General features: G+C 36.1%; 24 protein-coding genes and 1 pseudogene. 4 read left to right on the top strand and 21 right to left on the bottom strand.

The genetic code is table 11. The features are described 5' to 3' along the window. Window positions 1–553 precede the first annotated feature (553 nt). A complete protein-coding gene (gene eno, locus FLS47_RS11920) occupies window positions 554–1852 on the bottom strand; it encodes a phosphopyruvate hydratase (RefSeq protein ID WP_149914597.1) in 1299 nt (432 codons plus the stop codon). A 296-nt stretch (window positions 1853–2148) separates the two neighbouring features. Between eno and FLS47_RS11915 the strand changes: the two genes are divergently transcribed. Further along, a complete protein-coding gene (locus tag FLS47_RS11915; RefSeq protein WP_149914596.1) occupies window positions 2149–3456 on the top strand; it encodes a DEAD/DEAH box helicase in 1308 nt (435 codons plus the stop codon). 103 nt (window positions 3457–3559) lie between these two features. Here FLS47_RS11915 and coaD read toward each other — a convergent pair whose 3' ends face one another. From coaD to FLS47_RS11900, 3 genes are read right to left on the bottom strand one after another with little or no spacing between them, the layout of a single operon-like run. Further along, on the bottom strand, window positions 3560–4027 hold the full coding sequence (coaD, locus tag FLS47_RS11910) for a pantetheine-phosphate adenylyltransferase (protein ID WP_149914595.1): 468 nt from the start codon (window positions 4025–4027) through the stop codon (window positions 3560–3562). A gap of 2 nt (window positions 4028–4029) precedes the next feature. Next, window positions 4030–4563, bottom strand: coding sequence for an RsmD family RNA methyltransferase (locus tag FLS47_RS11905; RefSeq protein WP_149914594.1), 534 nt, complete (start codon window positions 4561–4563; stop codon window positions 4030–4032). Beyond that, window positions 4554–5348, bottom strand: coding sequence for a DUF3822 family protein (locus tag FLS47_RS11900; RefSeq protein WP_149914593.1), 795 nt, complete (start codon window positions 5346–5348; stop codon window positions 4554–4556). Before FLS47_RS11900 ends, FLS47_RS11905 begins: the two co-directional genes overlap by 10 nt. 96 nt (window positions 5349–5444) lie before the next feature. Between FLS47_RS11900 and FLS47_RS11895 the strand changes: the two genes are divergently transcribed. Then, complete coding sequence (locus FLS47_RS11895) at window positions 5445–6863, top strand: ATP-dependent DNA helicase (protein WP_149914592.1); 1419 nt, start codon at window positions 5445–5447, stop codon at window positions 6861–6863. Window positions 6864–6915: 52 nt separating this feature from the next. Here FLS47_RS11895 and FLS47_RS18605 read toward each other — a convergent pair whose 3' ends face one another. From FLS47_RS18605 to FLS47_RS11885, 4 genes and pseudogenes are all read right to left on the bottom strand, one after another. Further along, on the bottom strand, window positions 6916–8202 hold the full coding sequence (locus tag FLS47_RS18605; RefSeq protein ID WP_262713877.1) for a beta-galactosidase small subunit family protein: 1287 nt from the start codon (window positions 8200–8202) through the stop codon (window positions 6916–6918). Continuing rightward, window positions 8188–8931, bottom strand: a pseudogene (locus FLS47_RS18600) (glycoside hydrolase family 2 TIM barrel-domain containing protein); the annotation flags it as partial. The gene FLS47_RS18605 and the pseudogene FLS47_RS18600, both read right to left, overlap by 15 nt. Continuing rightward, complete coding sequence (locus FLS47_RS18595) at window positions 8928–9911, bottom strand: glycoside hydrolase family 2 protein (RefSeq protein ID WP_223225264.1); 984 nt, start codon at window positions 9909–9911, stop codon at window positions 8928–8930. The pseudogene FLS47_RS18600 and the gene FLS47_RS18595, both read right to left, overlap by 4 nt. A 337-nt stretch (window positions 9912–10248) precedes the next feature. Continuing rightward, a complete protein-coding gene (locus FLS47_RS11885; protein ID WP_149914591.1) occupies window positions 10249–11142 on the bottom strand; it encodes an SDR family oxidoreductase in 894 nt (297 codons plus the stop codon). A gap of 161 nt (window positions 11143–11303) precedes the next feature. Here FLS47_RS11885 and FLS47_RS11880 point away from each other — a divergent pair, with 161 nt between their 5' ends. Both FLS47_RS11880 and FLS47_RS11875 read left to right on the top strand, forming a co-directional pair. Next, window positions 11304–13793, top strand: a complete 2490-nt coding sequence (locus FLS47_RS11880) for a S9 family peptidase (protein ID WP_149914590.1) — start codon at window positions 11304–11306, stop codon at window positions 13791–13793. Window positions 13794–13801: 8 nt separating this feature from the next. Further along, the gene (locus FLS47_RS11875; protein WP_149914589.1) at window positions 13802–14353 is read left to right on the top strand and encodes a hypothetical protein; all 552 of its coding nucleotides are present in this window, start codon (window positions 13802–13804) and stop codon (window positions 14351–14353) included. On the opposite strand, the gene FLS47_RS11870 is transcribed toward FLS47_RS11875, so the two are convergent. The 13 genes from FLS47_RS11870 to FLS47_RS11815 form a co-directional block, all read right to left on the bottom strand. Next, the gene (locus FLS47_RS11870) at window positions 14330–15082 is read right to left on the bottom strand and encodes a hypothetical protein (RefSeq protein WP_149914588.1); all 753 of its coding nucleotides are present in this window, start codon (window positions 15080–15082) and stop codon (window positions 14330–14332) included. The genes FLS47_RS11875 and FLS47_RS11870 overlap by 24 nt on opposite strands. Before the next feature lie 14 nt (window positions 15083–15096). Next, the gene (gene ruvB, locus FLS47_RS11865) at window positions 15097–16119 is read right to left on the bottom strand and encodes a Holliday junction branch migration DNA helicase RuvB (RefSeq protein ID WP_149914587.1); all 1023 of its coding nucleotides are present in this window, start codon (window positions 16117–16119) and stop codon (window positions 15097–15099) included. Continuing rightward, window positions 16119–16844, bottom strand: coding sequence for a polyprenol monophosphomannose synthase (locus FLS47_RS11860; RefSeq protein ID WP_149914586.1), 726 nt, complete (start codon window positions 16842–16844; stop codon window positions 16119–16121). Before FLS47_RS11860 ends, ruvB begins: the two co-directional genes overlap by 1 nt. A gap of 327 nt (window positions 16845–17171) precedes the next feature. Further along, entirely contained in the window at window positions 17172–18968 is a 1797-nt protein-coding gene (locus FLS47_RS11855) for a peptide MFS transporter (RefSeq protein ID WP_149914585.1), read from the bottom strand. Window positions 18969–19091: 123 nt separating this feature from the next. After that, window positions 19092–20678 (bottom strand): peptide MFS transporter, encoded by a 1587-nt coding sequence (locus FLS47_RS11850; protein WP_149914584.1) that lies wholly within the window; start codon window positions 20676–20678, stop codon window positions 19092–19094. Window positions 20679–20820: 142 nt separating this feature from the next. Further along, entirely contained in the window at window positions 20821–21552 is a 732-nt protein-coding gene (locus tag FLS47_RS11845; RefSeq protein WP_149914583.1) for a hypothetical protein, read from the bottom strand. A gap of 81 nt (window positions 21553–21633) precedes the next feature. After that, window positions 21634–22512, bottom strand: a complete 879-nt coding sequence (locus tag FLS47_RS11840) for a sugar phosphate isomerase/epimerase family protein (RefSeq protein WP_149914582.1) — start codon at window positions 22510–22512, stop codon at window positions 21634–21636. 23 nt (window positions 22513–22535) lie between these two features. Further along, window positions 22536–23270 (bottom strand): (Fe-S)-binding protein, encoded by a 735-nt coding sequence (locus tag FLS47_RS11835; RefSeq protein WP_149914581.1) that lies wholly within the window; start codon window positions 23268–23270, stop codon window positions 22536–22538. Beyond that, window positions 23263–24585 carry an MFS transporter gene (locus tag FLS47_RS11830; protein WP_149914580.1) on the bottom strand — a complete coding sequence of 441 codons (1323 nt, stop codon included), beginning with the start codon at window positions 24583–24585 and terminating at the stop codon, window positions 23263–23265. The genes FLS47_RS11835 and FLS47_RS11830 overlap by 8 nt, the downstream gene beginning before the upstream one ends. Window positions 24586–24622: 37 nt before the next feature. Then, a complete protein-coding gene (locus FLS47_RS11825) occupies window positions 24623–25933 on the bottom strand; it encodes a D-alanyl-D-alanine carboxypeptidase (RefSeq protein WP_149914579.1) in 1311 nt (436 codons plus the stop codon). Window positions 25934–26026: 93 nt separating this feature from the next. Next, complete coding sequence (locus FLS47_RS18590) at window positions 26027–26485, bottom strand: alpha-amylase family protein (protein WP_223225263.1); 459 nt, start codon at window positions 26483–26485, stop codon at window positions 26027–26029. 9 nt (window positions 26486–26494) lie between these two features. Beyond that, window positions 26495–26671 (bottom strand): hypothetical protein, encoded by a 177-nt coding sequence (locus FLS47_RS18585; RefSeq protein ID WP_223225262.1) that lies wholly within the window; start codon window positions 26669–26671, stop codon window positions 26495–26497. 37 nt (window positions 26672–26708) lie between these two features. Beyond that, window positions 26709–26929: reverse transcriptase domain-containing protein (locus tag FLS47_RS11815; RefSeq protein ID WP_262713876.1), on the bottom strand; the 221-nt coding region annotated here is incomplete at its 5' end.

Here is a 26929-nt window from a genome sequence, read left to right as displayed (position 1 = left end):
ACCTACCCTCATTTAAGCAGTTCTCTTAAGTGGTTCGGCTTTTAGCGCTTCGTCATAAACTTATTGGTTCCTTTGCCATTCTAACATTCAGACCTTCCCCTGTAGAAAATAGAGAAACAGGGTACTATGTCCTCTGCTGGCTGCTGACTAAAGCATCTAGCATCATTATTCTGCTAGATGTCTCTTCGCGGGCATTCGCGTATACCTTTGACAGAGTTTAGTCAGATCTCCCCAGGTAAGAACAATAACTTTCACCTCATATATCCGCTACATTTACCATAGTGTTTCCGTACAGTTTAGGGCTTTGGCTTGTGTTGCAGCCTCACCCAGCACTTGCGGCCTTGTATGTAGTTTCTGTTCGTCGGACCGAAGTTTTGCCTCAGACTTCCTTCAGATTCCACCTCGCGCTGGACACCCTTGTCATAAGCTAACACTTCCCACTGTAAAGGCGTGTTCGGGACTTACACCCTAGAGTTATTGCCCATGCTGGGCACATAACAAAAAAGGAGAAACTATCGTCTCTCCTTTTGGGTATTTTATAAATATGAAAAACTTATTTTTTGATCGCAAATTTGAAATCTTTACCGATGAAGCGCGCGTTAACACCCAACTCTTCTTCGATACGCAACAATTGATTGTATTTTGCCATGCGGTCAGAACGTGAAGCCGAACCTGTTTTGATTTGACCACAGATTAATGCTACCGCCAAGTCAGCGATTGTAGCATCTTCTGTTTCACCCGAGCGGTGAGACATTACTGAAGTGTAACCAGAATTTTGTGCTAATGTAACCGCATTGATCGTCTCAGTCAAAGAACCAATTTGGTTTACTTTCACTAAGATTGAATTTGCTGTATCCGCGTCAATACCTTGTTGTAAACGTACAGTGTTAGTTACGAACAAATCATCACCTACTAATTGTACACGGTCACCGATTTTCTCAGTTAATGTTTTCCAGCCAGCCCAATCGTCTTCAGCCATACCATCTTCGATAGAAATAATAGGGTATTTCACAGACAATTCTGCTAAATAAGCAGCTTGCTCTTCGCTCGAGCGAATAGCACCCTTATCACCTTCAAATTTAGTGTAATCGTATTTACCGTCTTTGTAAAACTCAGAAGCTGCACAGTCTAATGCTAAGCAGATTTCTTCACCAGCTTTGTAACCAGCTTGTTCGATAGCTTTCAATACAGTTTCTACTGCATCTTCAGTACCGTCAAATGTAGGTGCAAAACCACCTTCATCACCTACTGCTGTAGATAAGTTACGGTCGTGTAAGATTTTTTTCAACGTATGAAATACTTCAGCTCCCCAACGCAACGCTTCAGAGAATGAAGGCGCACCAACTGGCATAATCATGAACTCTTGGAATGCGATAGGCGCATCAGAGTGAGAACCACCGTTGATGATATTCATCATTGGGATAGGCAATGTATTTGCATTTACACCACCAATATAACGGTATAATGGTTGGTGAGACTCTTGAGCAGCAGCTTTAGCCACAGCCAAAGAAACGCCCAAAATAGCGTTAGCACCTAAGTTACCTTTATTTTCAGTACCATCAAGATCAAGCATGATCTTGTCAATAGCATTTTGTTCGAATACATCAACACCTACTAAAGCCTCAGCGATTTTAGTGTTTACATTTTCAACAGCTTTAAGAACGCCTTTTCCTAAATATTTAGACTTATCACCATCGCGTAATTCTACCGCTTCGTACGCACCTGTTGAAGCTCCAGAAGGAACCGCAGCACGACCTACAAAACCATTTTGCGTAGTTACATCAACTTCCACTGTTGGATTACCGCGCGAATCTAAAATTTGACGCGCTTTAACATCGATAATTAAACTCATTTTATTTTAATTGGGTTTATGACTTATTCAAACATACACTTAGTGTATTTCGGACACTAATATAGGAATATAAAGTATTTAATCCAAAAATAAGTAAATAATTATCTATTTAATCGTTAAATTAAAAAAGCCTTCAACCGGGGAGATTGAAGGCTTTCTAACTAACCAATTATTAACCTAAATTATGAATTACTAGTACATAATCAATCCTTGTGCCAAACTTTAAAGTGCAGTTTCATCTTAACAATCTTTTAACAATTTATAGTGTTTGCTTATTAAATGTCTAGTTTTGTAACATGGAAATCACATCGATACTAAAAAAACTACAAATTGACGAATTGAATATCATGCAATTGGACGCGCTAGAAAAATTCAAAAATAACCAAGATTTTGTTTTATTGTCTCCTACTGGATCGGGTAAAACTCTTGCTTTTAGTTTATTAGTATCCAAATTAATCCAGACCGATAAAACATTAAAGACCCAAGCCCTAATTATTGTTCCTACGCGTGAATTAGCTTTGCAGATTGAATCTTTTATCAAAAGAGTTATTACAGGCTATAAAATTCTTTGTGTATATGGAGGCCACGACACCAAAACAGAACGAAATGCACTAAAAGAAGCTCCTACAATAATAATTGGAACACCTGGACGTTTAATTTACCATTTAGAGCGAAATTATATTTCAACTGCAGATGTCCACACCTTGGTATTGGATGAGTTTGACAAGTCTCTAGAATTGGGGTTTCAAGATCAATTAAAACAAATTATTGATGCGCATCCCAACATAAAACAGAAAATACTGACATCTGCGACAGATATAGATATTTTACCTGACTTTGTGACACTAGAAAATGCCATAAAGTTGGATAATCTAGATTCTCAAGAAAACAAGCCAGCTCTTACATACAAAAAAGTAATTTCTCCAGTTCAATATAAGTTAAGAGCACTTTTTAATTTGTTATGTACACTTGGCGAGCAGAAAATTCTAATCTTCTGTAATCACCGTGAAGCTGTAGATCATATTTCGGAATTGCTAGACGATAGAGATCTGATTCACGATGTATTTCATGGCGGTTTAGAACAACGCGATCGTGAGTTGTCGATTTTAAAATTTAGAAATAATAGTAACCGCATTTTGCTGACTACGGATTTGGCAGCACGTGGATTAGATATTGCCGAAATTGATGTAATTATTCATTATCAATTACCCAGCAAAGAAGATGCTTTCATTCACCGCAATGGTCGTACAGCACGTATGCACACCAAAGGGGAAGTAATCGTAATCCTCAAACCAGATGATGATTTCCCCTATTTACCCGAGAATACGGAAGAAATGATACTGGAAGAAGGTTTGGACCTTCCGAATAATACACCATACTCGACGCTATACCTTTCAGCGGGCAAAAAAGACAAAGTCAACAAAACCGATATTGTTGGCTATATCCTAAAATTGGATGGTCTAGAAAAAGATGATATTGGCGTCATTGAAGTAAAAGACAAAGAAGCCTACATCGCCGTCAAAAGACATGTTGCCACTAAAATCATTAAAGAAGGAAGCAACGGAAAAATTAAAGGCAATAAGATTAAATTTATCCGAACTTAAAAAAATATTAGACTGTCATGTTGAGGTTTTCCGAAACAACAAAAAAATACTTAAGATGTATCACTAAAGTTCAGCATGACAAATAAATTATTATAGAAAAAGCTTACTTAGTTATAAATCTCAGCACCTCCGATGGCACTAAAGTCTCGACTGAACCGCCATTCGCTAAAATATCTCTAACTATAGTCGAAGAAATATGCGACAATCCCGTACGAGCTAATAGGAAGTACGTTTCAATTTCAGGAGCAAGTATAAGGTTATTTTGCGCAATAGCATTTTCAAAATCTAAATCGGTAGCATTACGCAATCCGCGTAAAATAAATTGTGCCTTTACCTTATTGCAATAATTAACCGTTAATCCAGTGAATGTATCGACGATGACTTTGGATTCATCTTTATACAATTCTAAAATAGCAGCTTTTCGCGTTTCGAAATCCAACAATCCTTTTTTGGAAGAATTCACTCCTATAGCAATATAAATTTTGTCAAAAAGACTTAAAGCTCGATCGACTAAATCTTTGTGTGCATTAGTAAATGGATCAAAAGAGCCTGGAAAAACTACAATTTTCATATCTATTTATTATGATAAAAACTGAAAGAAGAATATCCATACTTCCTGGTTTCTACGAATAATGGATGCTCTACCAACTTACGCATGGATGGATGTTCTAATACTAATATACCACCTTCTTTCAACAATCCATTATCTAAAATCATCTGTGGCAACTGCGGCAGTTGTCCAACATCATACGGAGGATCGGCAAATATGAAATCGTATTTTTTCTTGCAAGAAGCCACAAATTTAAAGACATCCGCTTTACGTGTAGAAATATTCAAATCATACTGTTTTGCTATATCCTTCACATAAAATAAACATTTGTTGTGAATATCAATCGCATCAACTTCATTCGCTCCACGAGAAGCTAATTCTAAAGAAATGTTTCCAGTTCCGCAAAAAAGATCTAAACAGCTACAGTCATCCCAGTCGATTTGATGTTCTAAAATATTAAATAAAGCCTCTTTTGCTATATCTGTGGTGGGACGAACGGGTAAATTAGAAGGAGGATTTAAACGTATGCCACCTATCTTTCCTCCTATTACACGCATATTGCTAAATCCGCTAAAGTATTCAATTCTTTAATTGCCAAGCCCACCTTTTTATTGACAATTTTCCAATTTTGGGTAGCTTTCATTTCAACCATTTCCTTAGTGTATGCCTTTATTCTTTCACCCCACTCCGAATCTTTTGAAGCACCACTCAACATTATCTTTTGAAGCTTGCCTTGAATTGCAAAATTCTTCATTATGGCCAAAACATAATAGGCTAAGTCATCAGCCGTCTGTATCTCAAATGTATTGTAAATTCTTATTTCGCCATTTATAAAAAGGAAAATATCTGCTTGATTGCCGTATATATGTATTGTTAACAATTCTAAAGCATAATCAATATTTCTAAAGGCCTGATTGAGTACTGCTGAAAAACTTGGAAATATCACCGCTCCAGGAAATATATTTATCCATCTATTTCTTAAAGTTGATTCAATTTGATACAATGCTGTGATTCCTTGATTTTCAATATCGTAATATTCGATATGATCACCTTTTGTATCAAGAAAATACTCTTTATATAGATGAAGTTCACTCGGATCAAATACTTCTGAAGGTACCCATATTAAAATCTGATGCGGCAAGCTCACATACACCTTTTCAAAAGGCATACTTAGCATTTTAGTAGCTTCTAGTGAAGGTTTTTCATTATCATAAGATATATAAACCAATACATCATTTTCAACACCTACAACAACCAGATGATCTTTGTACAAATCACTTTGTATATACAATGTATAAGATGGAATATAATGTAGATGAAAATCTCCAGAAATGTAATTCATGTAAAATATGCTTAACAAACAGACTAAAACAGTGTGCCCTCAAACAAAATTAGCTTTTAGAATTGAATTGACAAACCTTTTTGAATAACTTTGGGTGTGTATATAAAAAATTTACTCTCGCAACAATTTCAATGGTCTCCTACCCCTCAACAAGAGCAAGTTTTTGAACTATTAGCAAATTTTCTTCACACTTTTTCTAAATATTCCTGCTTTATTCTGAAAGGTTATGCGGGTACAGGTAAAACGACTATAATTTCATCGTTAGTACAATCTCTTCCGCGAATAAATAAAAAATCTGTCCTTCTCGCTCCGACTGGCCGTGCAGCAAAGGTTATGAGTGCCTACTCTGGACGCCGTGCGTTGACTATACACAAAAAAATATACCGAAAAAAAAGCGCCACTTCTTTGCAGATGGATTTTTCGATTGCGGAAAATCTTCATGAAGATACTTTATTCATTGTAGATGAGGCGTCCATGATCAGTACAGAAGGTTTTTCTTTTCATTCAGATGGTCTTCTATCGGATCTGATTCGATATGTGCAATCGGGTAAAAATTGTACACTCATGCTTGTTGGCGATACTGCACAGCTACCTCCTGTTGGTCTTGATTACAGCCCCGCTTTGGATATTGGTTATATAAATGCGGAGTATGGTCTCGAAGTGTTTACGTATGAAATGACCGATGTCGTACGCCAAGACAAAGGCTCCGGAATTCTCTTCAATGCAACCAAAATTCGTAATGAAATCAAGTTGGATGAGGAGTCACCCGAATACACTTTCCCAAAATTCATTACACAAGGTTATAGAGATGTTTTCAGAATGACTGGTGACCGACTTATTGAAGGCTTACATTATGCTTATGACAAATACGGGATAGAAAATTGCATGGTAATTTGTCGTTCGAACAAATCCTCGAATCTCTACAATAAACATATCCGAAATCAAATTCTTTTTCATGAAGAAGAAATAACTGGTGGTGATATCGTAATGATTGTAAAAAATAATTATTACTGGCTACAACAACATGATGAAAAGCATACTGGATTTCTTGCAAATGGTGATATGGCAGTAATTAAAAAAGTGAGTAATATTCATGAGATGCATGGTTTTCGCTTCGCGGATTTGTATTTGGAATTCATGGACAACAATGAAGGTGACGCGATACGTTGTCGCGTGCTATTGGATAGTCTACATGTAGATGCTGCGCAACTTCTTTACGACGAACAGCAAAAACTTTATCAATCTATAGCAAAAGATTACGAAGATATTGCTACGAAAAAAGATCGTATGGAGGCTATTAAAAAAGATCCATACTATAATGCGCTGCAAATCAAATTTGCGTATGCCATTACCTGTCATAAAGCGCAAGGTGGACAGTGGCCTTTGGTGTTTGTTGATCAGGGTTACATGACAGATGAAATGCTAACTACGGAATTTTTACGTTGGTTGTATACTGGTATTACCCGTGCTACGAAAGAGTTATTTCTGGTTAATTTCAATGAGAAATTTTATTAAGAAAGCCGTACTCATTGAGCACGGCTTAAAAATATAGAACGAATAGAATATATTATTTAATAAAACTGATTGTAAAATTATAAAGGTATTCTTTTCCAAAAAATCTGTATTTATCGAATGGAGGAGACTGCCATGAATCTAATCCCGCGACACCACGTTGGAATAAATGTACATTTAAAATGACATTTTTAGCTGGAAGTACATCTTTGAAATGTTGCTGCTTTTTCGTCATTTCTGGATCTAAATCTTCCATTCTATAGTTTGTAGCGCTTACCGATAAAGGTTGACCACCATCTACACGAATGCCCTTTCCATTTTCATCTATCAAAGTTAACCAACGAACATCTGTCTTATTTCCTGTTTCTTGTGGACGATAATATGCATGAGCTTGATCTTTGACTTCGCCTTTCCAGACCCCCATAAAAGTATCAAATTTACGATCTACATAATTCTCCCAAGGACCACGACCGTACCATGTAAAGTTTTGGAAGCGATTTTGTAACTCAAAATTGAATCCAAATCGAGGAAGTTCAGGAAGATTATCAGTTAATGCTTTGTAAGTCGCATCAATAGTTAAACTTCCATCTTTATTCACAAGATATACTAATTTAACATCCGCTTTTACACCAACTGGTTTGATCGTATATTTTACAGCGTAAGCTCTGTTTCTTTCTTCAATACCCTCAAATTTGGTTTGGCGTAAATAAGAAGCTGCTTCCCACACGTGTAATTTTTGCTGCGCTTTTTCTCCAAAATCATTATCCGTTGGTGCTCTCCAAAAATGTGGTGTAGGAAACTTGGTGATATAATCTTTGCCTGAACCGTTCACCCATCGAAGACCATCCCCTTTTCCAAACTCATAGGTTACACCATTGGCAACAAATGTCAATTTCCAATCCTCTTCCTTTTTTTGCACAACTTCACCTTCTGCAATTGGGTTTGCAAAATAATTGTTTCCCGACAATTCAAACTCCTCTTTCGCAACTTCAAATCCAGCCGGAATAAATTTCGTGGCTTCTTTGCTGTATGCAAATACCTGAAGATAATATTCTGATCCAGCTTCAGAATTTAGTTTTGGAAGATTTAACTGTACATCCTGACGACTATCAGCAGCAATTGTTACTTCAAAATTGCCGTTTGCTATTTGCTCGCCATTCTTCAACAACCCCCATTTGAATGAATGATCTTTAGGCGTAATTGGAATAAATTTATAATCGTTAATTATGGTAATCTTTCCTGAATTGGCATTTTTTGTATCAAACAATATATTTTGATATACTTTCTTCACGATGTGCGAATGCTGTAAGTATTGCTGATCGGGTGAAATTATTCCATCCATACAGAAGTTACCATCATTTTGTTTATTGTATCCATACAAATCACCACCATAAGCGAAATATTCACGTCCTTGGTCATCTACTGTTTTGTAGCCATGGTTATACCATTCCCAGATATAGCCACCTTGCATGTTTTTACTCGATCGAATTAAATCCCAATAATCTTGAAAATTACCCATACTATTTCCCATAGCATGTGCATATTCGCACATGATAAATGGTCTTCCTATGTCCTTTTTAGAAACTGCCACCATATCATTCCAACTTGGTTACATTGGACATACAATATCGATATTGCGATCATAGGCAGCTTGTTCATACTGAACTGGACGACTTTTGTCTCTTGCCTTCGTCCAATCGTACATATCAAAGAATGCTTTACCATTGCTGGCCTCATTTCCTAATGACCAAATAATAACAGATGCATGATTTTTGTCACGCTCCATCAACCGTATTATTCTATCCAAATGTGCATTTTTCCATTCTGGGAAGTTAGAAACATTGCTTGGTCCATAACCTAAGCCATGAGATTCTAAATTCGCTTCATCTACCAAATAAAGACCATGTTCATCGCACAATCTGTACCACAGCGGTGACTGTGGATAATGCGACATACGAACAGAATTAATATTCAATTCTTTCATTAATTGAATATTACGAATCATGGTTACAGAATCGACAACATTACCAGAATTAGTATTGAATTCATGTAAGTTAACACCTTTGATCAATATTTTTTACCGTTTACAAAAAGTTGACCATCCTTTATTTCAACTTTACGGAATCCAATACGATGGGATGTTGTCTCCACAATATTGTTATTCGCATCGCGTAATGTTATCAACATATTGTAAAGGTTTGGCGTCTCAGCCGTCCACTGCAAAGGCATTTTGATTGTCCCATTAAAGTTGACCACTTCCAATTTATCAGAAGGGATATCTATTTTCTTGATTTGCGTAAAGATTTTCTTGCCACTTTTATCTAAAACGCTGACTTCTACAGTTTGAGGAATCGACTCTTTTGCGTAATTTTTAATATTTACATCTACATTCAATTTTCCATCTTTATACTGGTTGTCTAGATCAGCAAGTGAAAAGAAATCTTGAATACGCGTATGCGCAGTGCTGTATAAGTAAACGCTACGATTTATGCCACTCATGCGCCACATATCTTGATCTTCAATATATGAGCCGTGGCTAAATTTTTGCAATTGGCAAGCTAGCAAGCTACTTCCAGGGCGGATATATGCTGTGATATAAAATTCTGCGGGGCTTTTAGCGTTCTCTGTATACCCCACTTTTTTGCCATTAATCCACACATACATAGAGTTCGTTCCTCCTTCAAAATGTAGATAAACACGACGACCATCCCAATCTTTTGGAATATCAAATTTGTGTCTATACGAGCCAGTTGGCGAATCTTCGCGATCAAAATATGGAGGATTGATGGGGAAACCAAAACCAATATTTACATACATAAGAACTCCATAACCATTAAATTCCCAATTGCCAGGAACAGGCATCAAAGTCCATCCTGACTGTCCTGAAATTTGATTTGGCATACCTTTTTTCCAAATTGGTTTTACTTGATCAGCATAATTTTCTTCCAAATAAAAATCCTTTGGTGCATCCGCGACTTTATCTGTCCAATAAAATCGCCAATTGCCGTTCAATGATTTATAATACGGCGAACTTGAAAAATGATTTTTCAATGCTTACGTTTCATTGGCATAGGGTAACGCGGTATTGCGTGTTATCTTTATTTACAGCAAATACCTCGAAATTTTCCCAATCAGGCTTATTTTGGGCAAAAAGTTTATAGCATTTAAGAATGCTAAAATCAAAAATAAAATTCTCATTAGTAAGTTTAGTTAATTTAGGGTTACCAAACATAATGAAATTATTTTTAAATATAAATTTTTAATTAAAATGAAATTAAAAGGAAATAGCGAATGCAACACCTAACATCAGGTTTAAAATTTTAATTCCCACAATCTTAAAATAAAAAGCGACTTTCCACAGTAGCCTTTTTTAGACAAATTAACTTCCTTAAATTGTTACACGTCCGCCAGTGGCTGGAATAGTTGCGCCGGAAATATACGAAGCAGCTTCTGAAGCCAAAAAGACATATATAGGTGCAATTTCTGCGGGCTGTCCAGGTCTTCCCATAGGAGAATTGTCCTTACCAAAGTTCTCATGATCTGGGATTGTACTTGGTATCAAAGGAGTCCAAATCGGCCCTGGAGCAACAGCGTTGACACGAATTCCTGATTTATCTTCCATAAACATTTGTGCCAGACTAGCCGTGAAATTTTGTATTGCACCTTTAGTAGCGGCATAGGGCAATAAAGTTGGGTTAGGTTCATACGCATTGACTGACGTTGTATTTATAATAGAACTGCCAGGACGCATATGCGGTTTTGCGTATTTAACTAAATAAAACATAGCTCGAATATTTGTATCGAAAGTTTTATCCCACTCAATAGTATCAATTTCTTCAATTGAATTATAGGTCATCTGATAGGCTGCATTGTTAACCAAAATATCGATTCTTCCGTATTTAGAAATTGTTTTCTCAACAATCTTTAAGCATTGGTTTTCATTGCGGATATCACCACGAAGAAGAATTCCCTCACTTCCTGCCTTCTCAATCCAATCTAAAGTATCTTTGGCGTCTTCATCTTCCACCTTATCTTTGTAAGAAATCACAATCTTTGCTCCTTCTCTTGCCATAGCAATGGCAACAGCTTTTCCGATACCCGAATCACCTCCAGTTATAATACATACGGCGTCTTTTAACAAGCCTCTACCTACATAACTTTGCTCGCCGTGGTCAGGTAATGGATTCATTTTTGAAGTAATTCCTGGGACATCTTGCGGTTGTTTTGGAAACGGTGGAATCGGATATTTTTGAATAGGGTCTTTACTTTTCTTATTATTCATAGTGTAGATAATTAATTCTTCAAATAGTTTTTTAAATAACAATTGAGAAGTGTTTCTGTTCAAAGTATATCCCTATCTAAATTTTTACATGCAAATACAACTTCCGTCATCTAGATACGCTATTTTAGTAGAAAATTAGTATACAATACATAATAACCTTTATGAAATACATTTTTACGGGATTATTAGCTTTAGCGTTTTGCTTTACACAAGGGCAAGAGAAGAAAAGTGAAGTAAAACCCAATTACCAGTTAGCAGCAAAGTTTAGCCCTGCAAAATTGAGAAATCTGATATTCTCAACTGAAGTACGTCCAAATTACATCAATTTTTCTGATAAATTTTGGTATGAATACGCAACATCATCAGGTAAAAACTGGTACATCGTTGATCCTGCCGCACGCAAAAAAAGTCCGTTATTTGAGAATGGCGAGATGGCGGCTAAAGTTACTTCGATAGTCAAAAATCCATTTGACGCGCAACATTTGCCTATTCAAAATCTTAGATTTTTAGACAACAGTGATGAGATTGTTCGTTTTGAAGTACAAAGCACCAAAGACACCGTAAAGAGTAAAGAGGAAATTAAAAAACTCACAAACAAGAAAGATACGCTAAAAAAGAAGTTATTCCACTTTGAGTATAATATTGTTTCGAAGCAACTTAAAGAAATTAGCGATACCACAAAAGAAAAATCAAAACCAAATTGGGCAATTTTTAATCCAGATACCAGCAGAGTATATTTTGCAAAAAATTACAATATCTATTGGATGGATTATAAAAATTACGAGAAAGCTGTCAAAGATGAGAAAGATTCGACTATTGTAGAGCATCAGATTACTAAAGATGGCGTACAATATTATGCTTGGGGAGGCGATCAATACAGTACAACAACTGGTGATCGTAAATCCATCTTGGAAGAAGAGCAAAAACGTAAACCCGTTCGCCTTAGCTGGTCTCCGGATGGTAGACATTTCATCATTACGCGTAAAGACAATCGCGATTTATCAGCACTATGGGTTATTCATAATGTAGATAAAAAACGTCCTGAACTGGAAACTTATAAATATTTAATGCCAGGTGAAGTTGATTCCACAGAAAGTGAGCTATACATCTTTGATAGCAACAGTCATCAGTCTAGAAAAATCAATGTTTCAGCTTTCAAAAATCAAACACTATCACTTTGGAATAAAGATCAAAGTAAAGAAAATTACAAAGGCAAACACTATATCAATTACTGGCTTGGCAACAATCAAGAATTTTACATTGCACGTTCGTCCCGTGATTTGAAAAGAATTGATATCGTAGCCGTGAATGTTGATGGCTCAACGCGTGTACTTGTTGAAGAACGCATGAACGTCTATCAAGATATTCAAAAACCAAAACTAATTGCTGGTGGCAAACAATTTATTCATTGGTCACAGCGTGATGGTTGGGGACACTATTACTTATATGACATCAGTGGTAAATTAATCCACCAGATCACTAAAGGTGAATTTCATTGTAATGATTTGTCTGCTTATCAGGAATCGACAGGAACACTTTTCTTCCAAGCAAATGGAAAAGAAAAAGATATCGATCCTTATTATAACTTCTTATATGCGGTAAATAAAAATGGTGGTCCAATCAAACTGTTGACGCCAGGAGATTACGATCATCAATTGGAAGGAAATGAAAATGCGAATTATTTTATAGACAACTTTTCGCGTGTAAATACTATTCCGCAATCCAATCTTTATTCTTCGACTGGTCAATTGATCATGAAATTAGAAGAAGCTGATTTGAGTCAATTGTTCGCCGCAGGCTATAAATTTCCCGAACCATTCAAAGTAAAGGCTGGTGATGGCATTACTGATATTTATGGCGTAATGTACAAACCGTTTGATTTTGATTCTACAAAAACATATCCTTTGGTACAATACGTATATCCAGGTCCACAAACCGAAGCTGTAAACAAAAGTTTTGGCAGAAGTATGGATAGAATTGATCGACTAGCACAAATGGGATTCATTGTTGTCTCTGTTGGTAATCGTGGTGGTCATCCAGCTCGTTCGAAGTGGTACCATACGTATGGTTATGGTAATCTTCGTGATTACGGTTTGGAAGATAAAAAGGTTGCAGCAGAACAATTAGCAAATAGACATTCATTCATTGACATCAATCGTGTAGGTATTACAGGGCACTCTGGAGGTGGTTTTATGTCTACTGCAGCGATGTTGGTTTATCCTGATTTCTTCAAAGTTGCTGTTTCGGGAGCTGGAAATCACGAAAACAATATTTATAACCGTTGGTGGTCTGAGCGTCACCATGGTGTACAAGAGGTGGTTTCGGATAAAGGTGATACTACTTTTACATACAATATTGCAAAAAACACAGAATTAGCTAAAAATCTGAAAGGAAAATTGTTAATTGCGACAGGTGATGTGGACAACAATGTGCATCCTGCAAATTCTATTCGTATGGTGGACGCATTAATCAAAGCCAACAAAAGATTTGATTTCTTATTACTTCCTGGACAAGCACATGCTTTTGGTAATATGACTGAATATTTCTTTTGGAAGATGGCAGATTATTTTAGCGAACATTTATTAGGCGAATCCAAAATGAACGAGGTTGACATTACTGATATTAACAAAGAAAGACCTTTAACACGTTAATAGCTTACATGCAACAAAAAAGAATTGATCAAATCACAGAAGCACTATATACCAATAGTGCTTCTGTAATTAAAGAAGGAATTCTTCACTATGCAACAATTGAAGAATTGTACGAATTGTGTTTATATCCCATAGAAAGAACTGCTTTCCGCGCAGCTTGGTGTTTAGAGCATGTTTTGCTGAATGCTGATAAGGAAGGTTTACGAAATAAGAAAACACAAACTTTTCAGGTTTATGCTAAGTCCAACAATTGGAGTGTTTTGCGCAGTATTTCGAAGATTGTCATGGAGACTTTGGAATTGGTAGCCAAAGATTTGGAAGAATTTGAGACAGAAAGATTACTAAATAAGACATTCGATATGCTTGAAAATAACGAATGTCCTATTGCAGTACGTTGTAATTGTTATGATATTCTATTTTCTCTCATCTACAGAGAAGATTGGCTGATCTCTGAACTTAGACAGCGCATTCAATTAGATCTTTCGAAGAATGAAACACCTGCATTAAAAAGCCGAGGACTGAAAGTTTTAAAGAAACTAGAACGAATAACGAAGTCCTAAAGAATAAAAGTTATAAAAATCGTTAGCTGATTTCGAAGGATTACCATTAATAGAATAAGGAGTATATCCATCTAAAACGTCATTTTGTCCCATATTAAATTGTGAATTAATGACTAAGCTTAATGCTGGCCCATTACTTGTCAACTGATTATTCAGTGGTAATACAGCGCCCAAATTCATTGATGGTAAAATTAAAGTTCTTGTCCGGTCTTTAAATATTGGGAGCCCTGAATTATCGTAGTCTTCTACCATACCATATGTACTATAATCTGCAGGATTGTGATATATATAGTCATAATGATTTATAATATATAGCGATCCTACACCAACATATAAAGATTCTAATATAACGTCTTTAAACGAACGTAAGTAACTCTTCTTAGAAAAAAAACTAAATGGATGCATTAATACCCTAAAACCACCAGCCAAATAATCGTTATGTGACTGCATCGCATTACTTGAATTTGTAATTTCAGTGATTAATGAGCCAAATTGACTTTCAATACCAATCAATAATCCTTTCTTAATTTGATAATCAACTGTTATTGTTCCTGATGAGCCTACTGCATTGTTTTCATGCACATCACCATAAAGCTGAGTAATACCGTATCCAGCTGTGATATTAAATCGCTTTGTTTCTCCTAATTTACCTGATAATGGTGGACAATACTGTGCAATTACTGGAGCTAGACAACAAATACAGAAAAATAGAATCAAGTAAAATCTCATAGATGATATAATGGTTAGAATAAAGTATTTCCCTTTGTAAAATTAGTCTTCCCTAAATGTTTATAAGCACTTTCAGTACATTCCCTTCCCCTTGAAGTTCGCATAATATAACCTTCTTGAATCAAGAATGGTTCATACACTTCTTCAATAGTTCCTTCATCTTCACCTACTGCAGTTGCAATAGTTTTCAAACCTACGGGGCCACCTTTAAATTTATCAATAATAGTAGACAATATGCGATTATCCATTTCGTCCAATCCATGCTCGTCTACATTCAATGCATTCAATGCATATTGTGCGATAGCTTTGTCAATATCACCATTACCTTTAATTTGCGCAAAATCTCGTGTGCGTCGCAACAAAGCATTTGCTATTCGCGGCGTACCACGACTACGACGTGCAATTTCATATGCGCCTTCCTCACTAATTGCTGCGCCCAGAATACTCGATGAACGCTGTACAATAGTCGTTAAAAGTTTTGCGTCGTAATATTGCAGACGCGCATTAATCCCAAAGCGCGCGCGCAATGGAGAAGTTAATAACCCAGAACGTGTAGTAGCACCTACCAAAGTAAATGGATTTAAAGTGATTTGTACTGAACGTGCATTAGGCCCTGTCTCCAGCATAATGTCAATTTTAAAATCTTCCATTGCCGAATACAAATATTCTTCTACCACAGGAGATAAACGATGTATCTCGTCAATAAAAAGAATATCGCCTTCTTCCAAATTTGTTAGCAATCCTGCTAAGTCACCTGGCTTATCCAATACAGGTCCAGAAGTAATCTTGATGCCTACGCCCATTTCATTGGCAATGATATGTGACAAGGTCGTCTTACCTAATCCTGGAGGACCATGCAAAAGAACGTGATCTAAAGCTTCACCGCGTAATTTTGCTGCTTGAACAAATATGGATAAGTTTTCCAGAATTTTGGCTTGTCCAGTGAAATCATCAAAAGTTTGCGGACGCAAAACTCTTTCCATTTCCTTGTCGGTTGGATTCAATCTTTCTGGATTTGGATCAAGATTTTCGTTCATTATTTATAACTTTTGAATAAAGATTCTAATTTTAATTGTATTACACCAAAAAAAGCTTCCCTAAATATCTTTGTGCTCATTTTGGATTCGCCTAATGTTCTATCTGTGAAGATAATCGGAACTTCTACAACATTAAATCCATATTTGGTTGCTTTGAACTTCATCTCTATCTGAAACGCATAGCCTACAAATTTTATTTCATCCAACTTTATTGTTTCCAATACTTTTCTGTGAAAACATACAAATCCTGCCGTTGCATCTTGAATATTAATTCCTGTAATCAGACGAACGTACACAGACGCGAAATAAGACATCAATACGCGACTCATCGGCCAATTCACGACGTTTACTCCTTTGATATACCGTGAACCAATAGCCATATCAGCACCTTCTAAAGCAGCTTGACGTAAACGAATTAAATCCTCGGGATTGTGACTGAAGTCTGCATCCATTTCGAATATATAAGTATATTCTCTTTCTAAAGACCACTTAAATCCATGTATGTATGCGGTACCTAACCCTAATTTCCCTTTGCGTTCTTCAATAAATAATTTCCCGTCAAATTCCCCCATCAATCGCTTAACCACATCCGCGGTTCCATCTGGTGAACCATCATCAACCACTAAAACATGGAAAGGAACATTTAATGAAAAAACCTTTCGAATGATATTTTCGATATTCTCAATTTCATTGAAAGTCGGAATTATTACAATACTATCAGCCACTATAATTTTAAAAATATAAGATACAAAATTAACAAAATAAACGGCTCCTTAAAGTCATTTTTAGTAGAGAAAAACTGTTTCATCCTAAACAGTAAACAAAAGAAAAGCTCCTGAAATTTGAGGGCACTGAAAAACTATCCACTAAAAAAGGGCTTATGAATTTTTATACTCATAAGCCCTTATCCTTTGTTTATTTGAAAGCATTCAATAACTCTTCAAATAAGAGATTCTCAGTGGGTTAAATATGTGCTTTTTCCCTTTTTTTGATACTCAAATTTTTGAAGAGGACTTTTTCAGTGCCATCTGAAATTTCAGGAGCTTTTTGTGTTATTTTACGCCGTGCATCAATTTCTTGAGTACTGGATGTAATAGTATTACCAACACACCTGCAACTGTAGGTACAATAGTAAATATTAAGAAAAACGTACTTAACGAATATGCTTCTGTAATATTTTCAATTTGACCACCCAAAAGAGCTGCCAATTTGTTACCTATTGCAATTGCCAAATACCACATACCAAACATGAATGCAATCATACGTGCGGGAACCAATTTGGACACATAGGATAATCCTACTGGTGACAAACACAGTTCACCTAATGTGTGAAATAAGTAAGCTAGAATCAACCATAGCATAGAAACTTTCACGCCATCAGCGATGCCGTGTGCACCATATGCCAAAAATCCAAAACCAACTGCCATAATAATCAATCCTAAGCCGTATTTAACAGCTGCTGGAGGATTAAATTTAGAATCCCAAATTTTTGAAATAGACGAAGCAAACGTAATAATGAAAAATGAGTTCAAGATTGAGAACCAAGATGGCTCAATTTCAGAAGCTTCTTTTGTAAACTCATTGTATAACATCCATGCTGCCACAATCCAAACAAAAGCAAATGTGATTGCCAATACGATATTGGTAGATGGAGCTTTTTTCCAAGTACCTTTTGCTAATAAATATAATACGTAGGAAATCAAAATTAATGGAACGACAGTCAATAACGAATTGAAAGTATTGAATATGGTTAAAGACGTTCCAGCTAAAGATCTGTCAACACTATCTCTTGCGAAGATTACTAGTGATGATGCCGCTTGCTCAAAACTCATCCAAAAAAAGATGGTAAAGAAAGCAAATATAATTACTGCTATCATTCGGTCACGTACAATTTTATCATAGCGAACCAAGCGCGAGATTATCAATCCGATGAAAAGTAGTAAACCTGCAATAGTCAAAACATACATTCCTCTCAACGTGTCTAAACCCAAGAATGAAAGATCAACTGACGGCAACAAGTCTATCTTGCCAATTACATACAATGGCGCATCAAAGGCAAATAACAATCCAATTATCGTTGTGATGCCAATAAGAATATAGTCTATTGTAGAGAAAGGATTTCTTTTGTCATTTTCAGCTTTTTCATCATTGGTAGTTGAGACAACTGCAAAATCTTTGTTTGGCACTTCACCGATCGTTCCGAAAAGTGGTTTTGCCAACCAAAACTGTAATGTACCTAAACCCATAAATACTGCCGCAAGACCGAATCCATAATGCCATCCAAGATTACTTGCCAAGTAGCCACATAACATCATACCGAAAAACGCACCTGCATTCACACCCATATAGAATATGGTGTACGCACCATCCTTCTTTTGCGGGAATTTCTTGTACATTTCAGACAAAATTGATGTCATATTCGGTTTAAAGAAACCTGTTCCGATGACTAATAATCCCAATCCCGAATACAATGGAATCGTACCATCGAAGAACATGGCTACGTGTCCCAAAGTCATGACTATGGAACCAATTACAACAGCCCAACGGTAACCTATAAATCTATCGGCAATAATACCACCAAATATTGGGGTAATATACAACAACATCGCGTAAGTAGAATACAATGCTCCAGCATTTTCTGCTGACCATCCTAGACCTGGATTACCACCTGTAATAGCGGCTGTAAGGAATAAAACCAACAGTACACGCATCCCATAGAATGAGAACCGCTCCCACATTTCCGTGAAAAATAACACGAATAACCCAGAAGGATGCCCAAGCACCATGCTATCATCTATACCCTCTTTTCTAAGCTCTGCTGCAAAATTTTCGTCTGTAGTGTGACTCATTATTTTATTTTTAGAATTTAAGTATCAAAAATACGATTTCACCTTTGATAATTTATTCTATTCTTAAAATAATAACGCCCATTGCTTTTGACAATGGGCGTTATTGTTGTTTTAACAATTATATTAATTAATACCGTGCATTTTCTTTTTAAGTATTGGATTCATCAAAACCAAAATTAATGCTACTGCCATTGGCATAATTGCAATAATCAAGAAGAATGTTGATAAAGAATACTCCGCAGAAATTTTATCTATCATTCCGCCCATTACACCAGCGATTTTATTTGAAATTGCAGATGCTAAGAACCAGAACCCGAAGATTAATCCCAATAATTTTTTAGGAGACAATTTACTTACATACGATAATCCTACTGGTGACAAACATAATTCGCCCATTGTTTGGAAAAAGTATGCTAATATTAACCAAATCATACTCACACGTACCGCGCCTGCAGCCGCGCCTGCTGGAATATCCATAGCACCGTATGCAACAACAACAAAACTAAAACCTACCAAGAATAATCCTAATGCGAACTTAATTGGACCCGAAGGATTCCATACGCGCTCCCATACTTTACTGATTGCTGAAGCAAACATTACGATAAAGAAAGCATTCAAGATTTGAAACCACGAAACTGTTACTTCTGTTTCCAAAGAGGTAAACTCTCTCTGTACTTTCCATAAGCCCAATACAGCGATCGAAGCAAATGAAATTAAAGTAAATAAGATCGTTAAAGGGTAATCATTAAAAATTTTCTTAGATAAGGATAATAAAACATATGTAACTACAACTATTGGGAAAATAGTCAAAATCGCATCTATCCATTTGAATGATGTTGCAGCACTACCTTCCAATACACGTTGAGTAAAATCTTTCGCGAAAATACTTAATGATCCACCTGCTTGTTCAAACGCTAAAAAGAAAAATATACTCGCAATCATCAAGACAGCTACGACAAATAATCTATCTTTTACTACATTTTTAGGCAAAACTTCTTCTGTTTCATCTTTTTTAACAGCCGCTAATTCTTCTTTTGTTTTCGGTTTATCCCCGATTACACCAAATATTTTTTGTCCAAAATAAAATTGCAACATTCCGAAGAACATGAAAACACCAGCCAAGCCGAAACCATAGTGCCAGCCGATTTTCTCTCCTAAGTAACCACACAATAATGATCCCAAAAATGCACCAGCATTGATACCCATATAGAAAATCGTGTACCCAGCATCTTTTTTCGAACTTTTGTCTGGATACAATTGACCCACCATCGACGAAATATTCGGCTTGAACATACCATTACCTAATATCATTAGACCAAGACCGATATAGAAGAAATTCTTTTCAAATCCCTCTAACGCCATAGAGGCATGTCCCAATGTCATTAATAAAGCACCTATAAGGATCGCTTTCTTAAATCCAGTCAATTTATCCGCAATTATACCACCTAATACTGGCGTTGCATATACTAATCCAGTATACCAACCGTATAAACTCATGGCATCGGCATTGGACCAGCCCCAACCACCTTTAGTAATTTCTGTAATTAAGAATACAGTCAATAAGGCACGCATACCATAATAACTGAAACGCTCCCACATTTCTGTGAAGAACAAGACAAATAAAGCTGCAGGATGACCGAATACCTGCTTGTTGCTGGCACCCAATTTATCCAAATGCGGCTCTAATAATTCTTCGTTTTGTTGAATCATAATCATTGATTAAAATGAAAAATTTTATTTAGTTACACCGACAAAGAAAAGATTTTTTTTTGAACATATACCTAACCTCGCAAAAAAATTACAGCGCATTCATTACTATTCAAAATATTAAGGTACAACTATAATCGGCGATTTAATGCTCCAAATTTAAAATAGTAATGTCTTCTTGCAACACTAAATCGCTCTTTCGCAAGACATAAGCATCATGCGACATGTCGGGCACATTTTGATCTTTGTTGCCTCCTTCTAAAGGGATGAGATGATCAAATTCAATTCTCTTATCATTTTTATTATACTGCAAAAGCATCGTTGCTTGCTTCGCATACGTAAAAATTTTACGTGTTATTTTCGGTTTATCAGAAAAAATTGTGGCTCCCAATTTAACTTTTCCCTGCGGATCAATAGTCAACACCTCGATTACTTTTTTACTTACTATTGCATCATGCCCTTTCCAGCCTAACAACAAGTATTGATTGGGACGAAAAGAGACAATTTCATAATACTGTGCTCCATACCAAACACTATTATTTAATTCATTCGTATGGATATCAGCAATTTCGAATGTTTTATCCAATAAAGGGATTAGTTTGAGCGTTCCTGATTTAAATTGTATACTGCCATAATACAGATAAGATCCATCTTGAAGTGGAACATTCCATGTAAAGATTCGGAAACTATCGTCGGGAGAGCGGACGGCTGAAATCATATTCAGCTTATGGAAGTCGTAAAAATAAGAGTTGGGCTCTTTTAATGCAGAAACAAGAGTTTTGACAAATAAAAAATTGCTTTCTATTCGTTCAACCTCCGCTGTTTGTGCAAATACATTTTGTCCAATTTTGTACAAACTATCTTGCCAAACTTGCATCTTCTGTAGATTTTGCCCAAAAGAGACACTACAGAGAAATAGGAGGATGAAAGTAAGAAAGCAATTCTTCAGCATAAGCGCTTATCTGTATCTCTCTAATAATGTCTTAGTTGCGATAATACCATCAATCTCACTCAATTCCGAACCTTCATATTCAATACCAACGAAACCTTTATATTTAGCATCTTTTACGATCTTCATCATCTTATCGTAGTCGATGTTACGCTCATTTCCATTTGCATCAAATACATGAGATTTTGCGCTAACTCCTTTCGCATACGGCATTAATTCTGTCACTCCTTGGTAGCGATCATATTCATAGAAGTTTCCAAAATCAGGCAAAGAACCACAATTTTTCTTTCCAACTGATTTTAATACATCTGCCAACCAGTCGCCATGTGAAGATATTCCACCATGATTCTCTACAGTGACATTGATTTTAGCTTTCTTGCCATAATCTGCTAATGTAGATAAACTTTGTACGACACGTTTTTTCACATCTTCTTTTGAACCTCTACCTGCAGCATTCACACGAATTGATGTACATCCTAAAAAGTTTGCTGCATCAATCCATTTGTAATGATTTTCAACAGATTTTAAACGTTTTGTTTCATCTTCATCACCCAAATTACCTTCTCCGTCTACCATGATAAGAACATTCGTTACTCCGCTCGATTTTGCACGATTTTTCAAATCTTTTAGATAAGTCATATCCTGAGCTTTATCTTTAAAAAATTGATTTACATATTCGACACCGTAAATGCCAAATTTCTCAGCAGCAAATTGTGGAAAATCAATATTTTTAAGATCACCTTTGTTAATTGTTCTGTGCAACGACCATTCTGCTAACGAAATATCGAACCATGATTTCTTAGCAGCAAATAAATCTAAGGATGGTGCAATTGTTACCCCCGCAGCAACCAATCCTAAGTTTTTAATAAAATCCCTTCTTGTATTCATGTTTATAAGTATTAGTATGTATTTTATATGTTTGCCCAACCCGAAGTCAACACATCAACAAGATGCATTGTCTTGATTGGAATATTATGTTTGTCAATATATGCTTGCAATTGCAATAAGCATGATGAATCTGTCGAAATGATATAGTCTGCATTTGCTGCTTGCGCATTTCGTACTTTCTGCTCTGCCATCGCACTCGATATCCCTTCAAATTTCACAGCAAATGAACCTCCAAATCCACAACATGTTTCTTGGTCTTTCATTTCTACAATGTCGAGCCCACCAACATGCGAAAGCAATTTACGTGGCTCATTCTTTATTTTGCATTCTCGAAGTGCAGAACAAGAGTCATGATAAACCGCTGTACCCACCAACTCCGCACCGAAATATTCTTTCTTCAATACATTAACCAAGAAATCTGAAATTTCGAAAATATTGCGCTGCAAATTACGACACGTGTTATGTTCAATAGAATTCGTAAACAAATCGTCATAGCCACCTTTAACCATCCCAACGCAGGAAGCGGAAGGTGAAACGACATAGTTGCTATCAGTAAAATCCTTCAAAAATTTTGATCCAACTTCTTTCGCTTGATCCCAAAAACCTGCATTATATGCTGGTTGCCCACAACAGGTTTGCTCTGTATTATAAATCACTTCGCACCCAGCCTTCTCCAGTAATTTTACGGTATTAAAAGCCGTCTCAGGATACAGTTGATCTATAAAACAAGGAATAAACAATTCCACTTTTCTATTCATTGACACGTGCTTTTAAGCTAGAATTATATTTAAGAACCCTCAATAATAGCAAAAATCCTAAAATAAAGAAAATCGATAATGACAACGCCGAGTATCTGATATTGTGTGTGAGTTGTTCTATCAAGCCAAAACATACTAGACCTACCACTATCCCTAACTTTTCTGTGATATCATAAAAACTGAAGAATGCAGTCGTGTCTTCTAAGTTGTCCGGCAACATCTTTGAATAAGTTGAGCGAGACAAAGATTGTATTCCTCCCATCAATAAACCAACCATGATAGCTAATCCATAATATTGCGTTGCATTCGTCAAATAATACGCAGATATACAAATACTTGCCCAAAGTAATGTAACTAAAAGCAACACCACAATATTTCCCCAGATTCGTGCTAACTTGGACATAATAAATGCACCAACGATGGCAACCAATTGAATTAAAATAATAATAGTAATTAATGATTTTTGTTCTAGTTCCAGTTCTTTCTGACCAAACATAGTCGCTACAACCATAATGGTTTGCACACCCACAGAATTGAAAAAGTAAGCTGGTAAAAATTTCTTAATACCTTCATTCGCTCTCACTTGACTCCATACGCTTTTGAACTCAGAAGTTACACGACCAAACAATGAATTTCCGTTCGCAATGACAGATAGCGTATTGTTAGGTAATGCACGAAATGGGATTATAGAAAATCCAAGCCACCAGATTCCGACCAGTAGAAAGGATAACCGAGCAGGAAAGGAAGCATCAGTAATACCAAACCATTCTGGTTTTAGCACAAATACAAAACAAATTACTTGGATTGTAACGCAACCTACATAACCATAGGCAAAGCCTTTAGCACTTACCTCATCTTGCTTATCGGGAGTTGCAATAATAGGTAAATACGAATTATTAACGGCAACACCACCAATGTATCCGATTGCGGCTAATGTAAAGCATATTATCCCTAACTCTAATGTCTCAAGTTTGAAAAAAAACAATCCCATACACGCAATAGAACCTATATAGGTAAACATTTTCATCACTTGTAGTTTTCTACCTTTTGCATCTGCATACGAAGAAAGAAATGGTAAAGCTAAGACCATCAACAGGTATGCAGCGGCTAAAGCATAATTAGACAATACAGTGTTAATAACCTCAAAACCAAAGAAATTAACAAAATCATCTCCACCTGTACTTGAACTAGTAATAGCAATATAATAGATTGGAAATATAGTAGAAGTAATTACAAGGTTATAAGCTGAATTTGCCCAATCAAACATTGCCCATGAACGAATGAGTTTCTTATCGTTCTTAATATATTCTTCCATTTGAATCTAAGGTTGCCTTTGCTAACAGATATTTTTCTTAAAAGTTTTGGCGAATAAAAGTCATTATTCTAACCATTTCTCTTCGAATATACGATGTTGGAACTGCATAATTATTATTCAAAAAAGAAAAAGCAAATTTTCTTCCCGAACGTGTCACAATATAACCAGATTGGCAATGCACAGAATTAATTGTTCCTGTCTTAGCCCAAATAAATGCTACCCCTTGATCCAACGCGTAAGCAGATTTCAGCGTACCATCAACGCCACCTGCCGGAAAAAATAGATAACGCTGATTCTCATCTGGTATTAAATCTTTGATGGCTACTAATAAATCAACCATATTACGCGGGGTAATCTTATTGTAAGTCGACAAACCACTACCGTCTCTCAAAAAGATGGTGTCCTGAAAATTATTGTAATACTCTTTTTGCATGTGGCTTCGAAGAGAATCCGTATAAAAGCCATTATAAACCTTATCCGAAACCAACATCGTCAAATGTTCCGCTAGGAAATTATCACTTGGTAACATCATCTCACGCAATACCACATTGCGACTTGTCGAATACATGGTTTTCAAATCAGCAGGTCTTTCGTAACTTTTCAGCAACCCAACTTCTCTTTGCAACGTATCTTGTAATAATCGAACAACCAAACTATCAGACCAGATAAAGGGCTTGCTTGTACTGAAGTTCTTCGGTACATTCAAATTTGACATCTCAAATTTATTGGAGTTCAAATGACGAGACACCCCAAATCTGCGATGCATGCGTTCTCGAATATCAATGTTCTTAGCAAAATAATTTGGTGTTGCTACCAAACCATTACCATTAGCTTGTAATCTAACGACATTACCATATATCGGAAACGTAGAAATTTCTGACTGATAATATTCCTGATAATCCTCAATAGACCAGCCATTTCTATACGCTGGCTCACTCGTTTCTTGAGCAACGTAAAACAGTTTCTTTCCTGTATTTTTTAGAAAATAATACACACGTCTTGAATCCAATTTTGGATGAAGAAATGTAGGATCACCCGTGCCCCAAAACAGCAACGAATCGCCTCTTTCCACATAATGAATTCCAGCTATTGAATCTCCTAAATGTTTCAACGAACTAAATAACGTATAGGTTTTGGTATTAGATGCTGGTGTAAAATGCTGATCTTCTTTCTTGCCAAAGACCGCTTTATTACTATCCAGGTCATACAAGTAAAAACCGTAATGATGTTTTGGAAGTATGGTTGATTTAGCAAATTCCGCTTCTAAAAGATTAAAATCTTGGGCTTGTAAGCTTTTAAAGTTAAAATTCAATACGATTAAAGCTACTAAGAGGGTTAGATTTTTCATGAACGAAAAATAGTAATTTTTGAAACTTTGTAAGAATAAATCGTGATATTGAAACAAGTATGTTACATCTCATAACGCTATAAACTTTTGAAATTACATTTTAGCATCCATTAATTTACTCGAATTTACACGAGGCTCGCCCAGTTGCATTTTAAGAACAAAAGCTCGATCACTGTTGTATTCCTTTGGAATAATTACATCATAATACGTGTTTTTATCCAAATCATACCCAATATCAGCATGTTTAACTAGCAAATCAGTAAAGCTACTTCCTAAAATTAAAACATTAACTGGCATTTCTTTCGAATTTTTAATTACAGGTATACGTATTACACCATTATTTGACCGATTAACCACAGTCAAATAAAGTGTTTTGCCTTTTTGTGTATAGTAACCATAGTTGGTTTTAGGAAAATCAGCATGACGCACAGCATGTACAGCTTTACCATTTACCTTCATCCATTCACCCAATTCTTTTGCAATTACATCGTCCCCAGGATGCATATTCCCTAAACCATCTGGCCCAGAATTCAATACAAAATTTCCATTCATGGAAACCGATTACATCAATAATTCAATGATGTCATCTGTAGTTTTTGTGTATAATCCTGACCAATCTTTCATATATCCCCATCCATTTGGTGGGATCGTCATCACACAATCCCAGTCATTTCCATCCAACCACGATATATCCTCTGGAAGTTTACGTTCCCAACCTTGCTCATAATCACCTAACAAGATTCCATTTGAATCAAAATAACGCTTACCATATTCGTCATAAGCGCCACTCCCCTCTGTAATTGTAGAAACTATAGCCTAGAAATTTAATCTTGGATACATGACGAACGACGCTTTTCTCTTTATTGACCTTAAGCATCAGCTTACCTTCAACAAATTTTGTGATCGATTCCATAACCCGTGAGGCACTCCGTTTACTACGACAAAGTATCATAAGGTCATCAGCGTAACGTACAAATTTGTGTCCTCGAGATTCCA

The organism is Sphingobacterium cavernae (assembly GCF_008520265.1).
GTDB lineage: Bacteria > Bacteroidota > Bacteroidia > Sphingobacteriales > Sphingobacteriaceae > Sphingobacterium > Sphingobacterium cavernae.
Note: the sequence above shows the minus strand (reverse complement) of the source record. Positions and strands in the feature narration are given on the sequence as shown.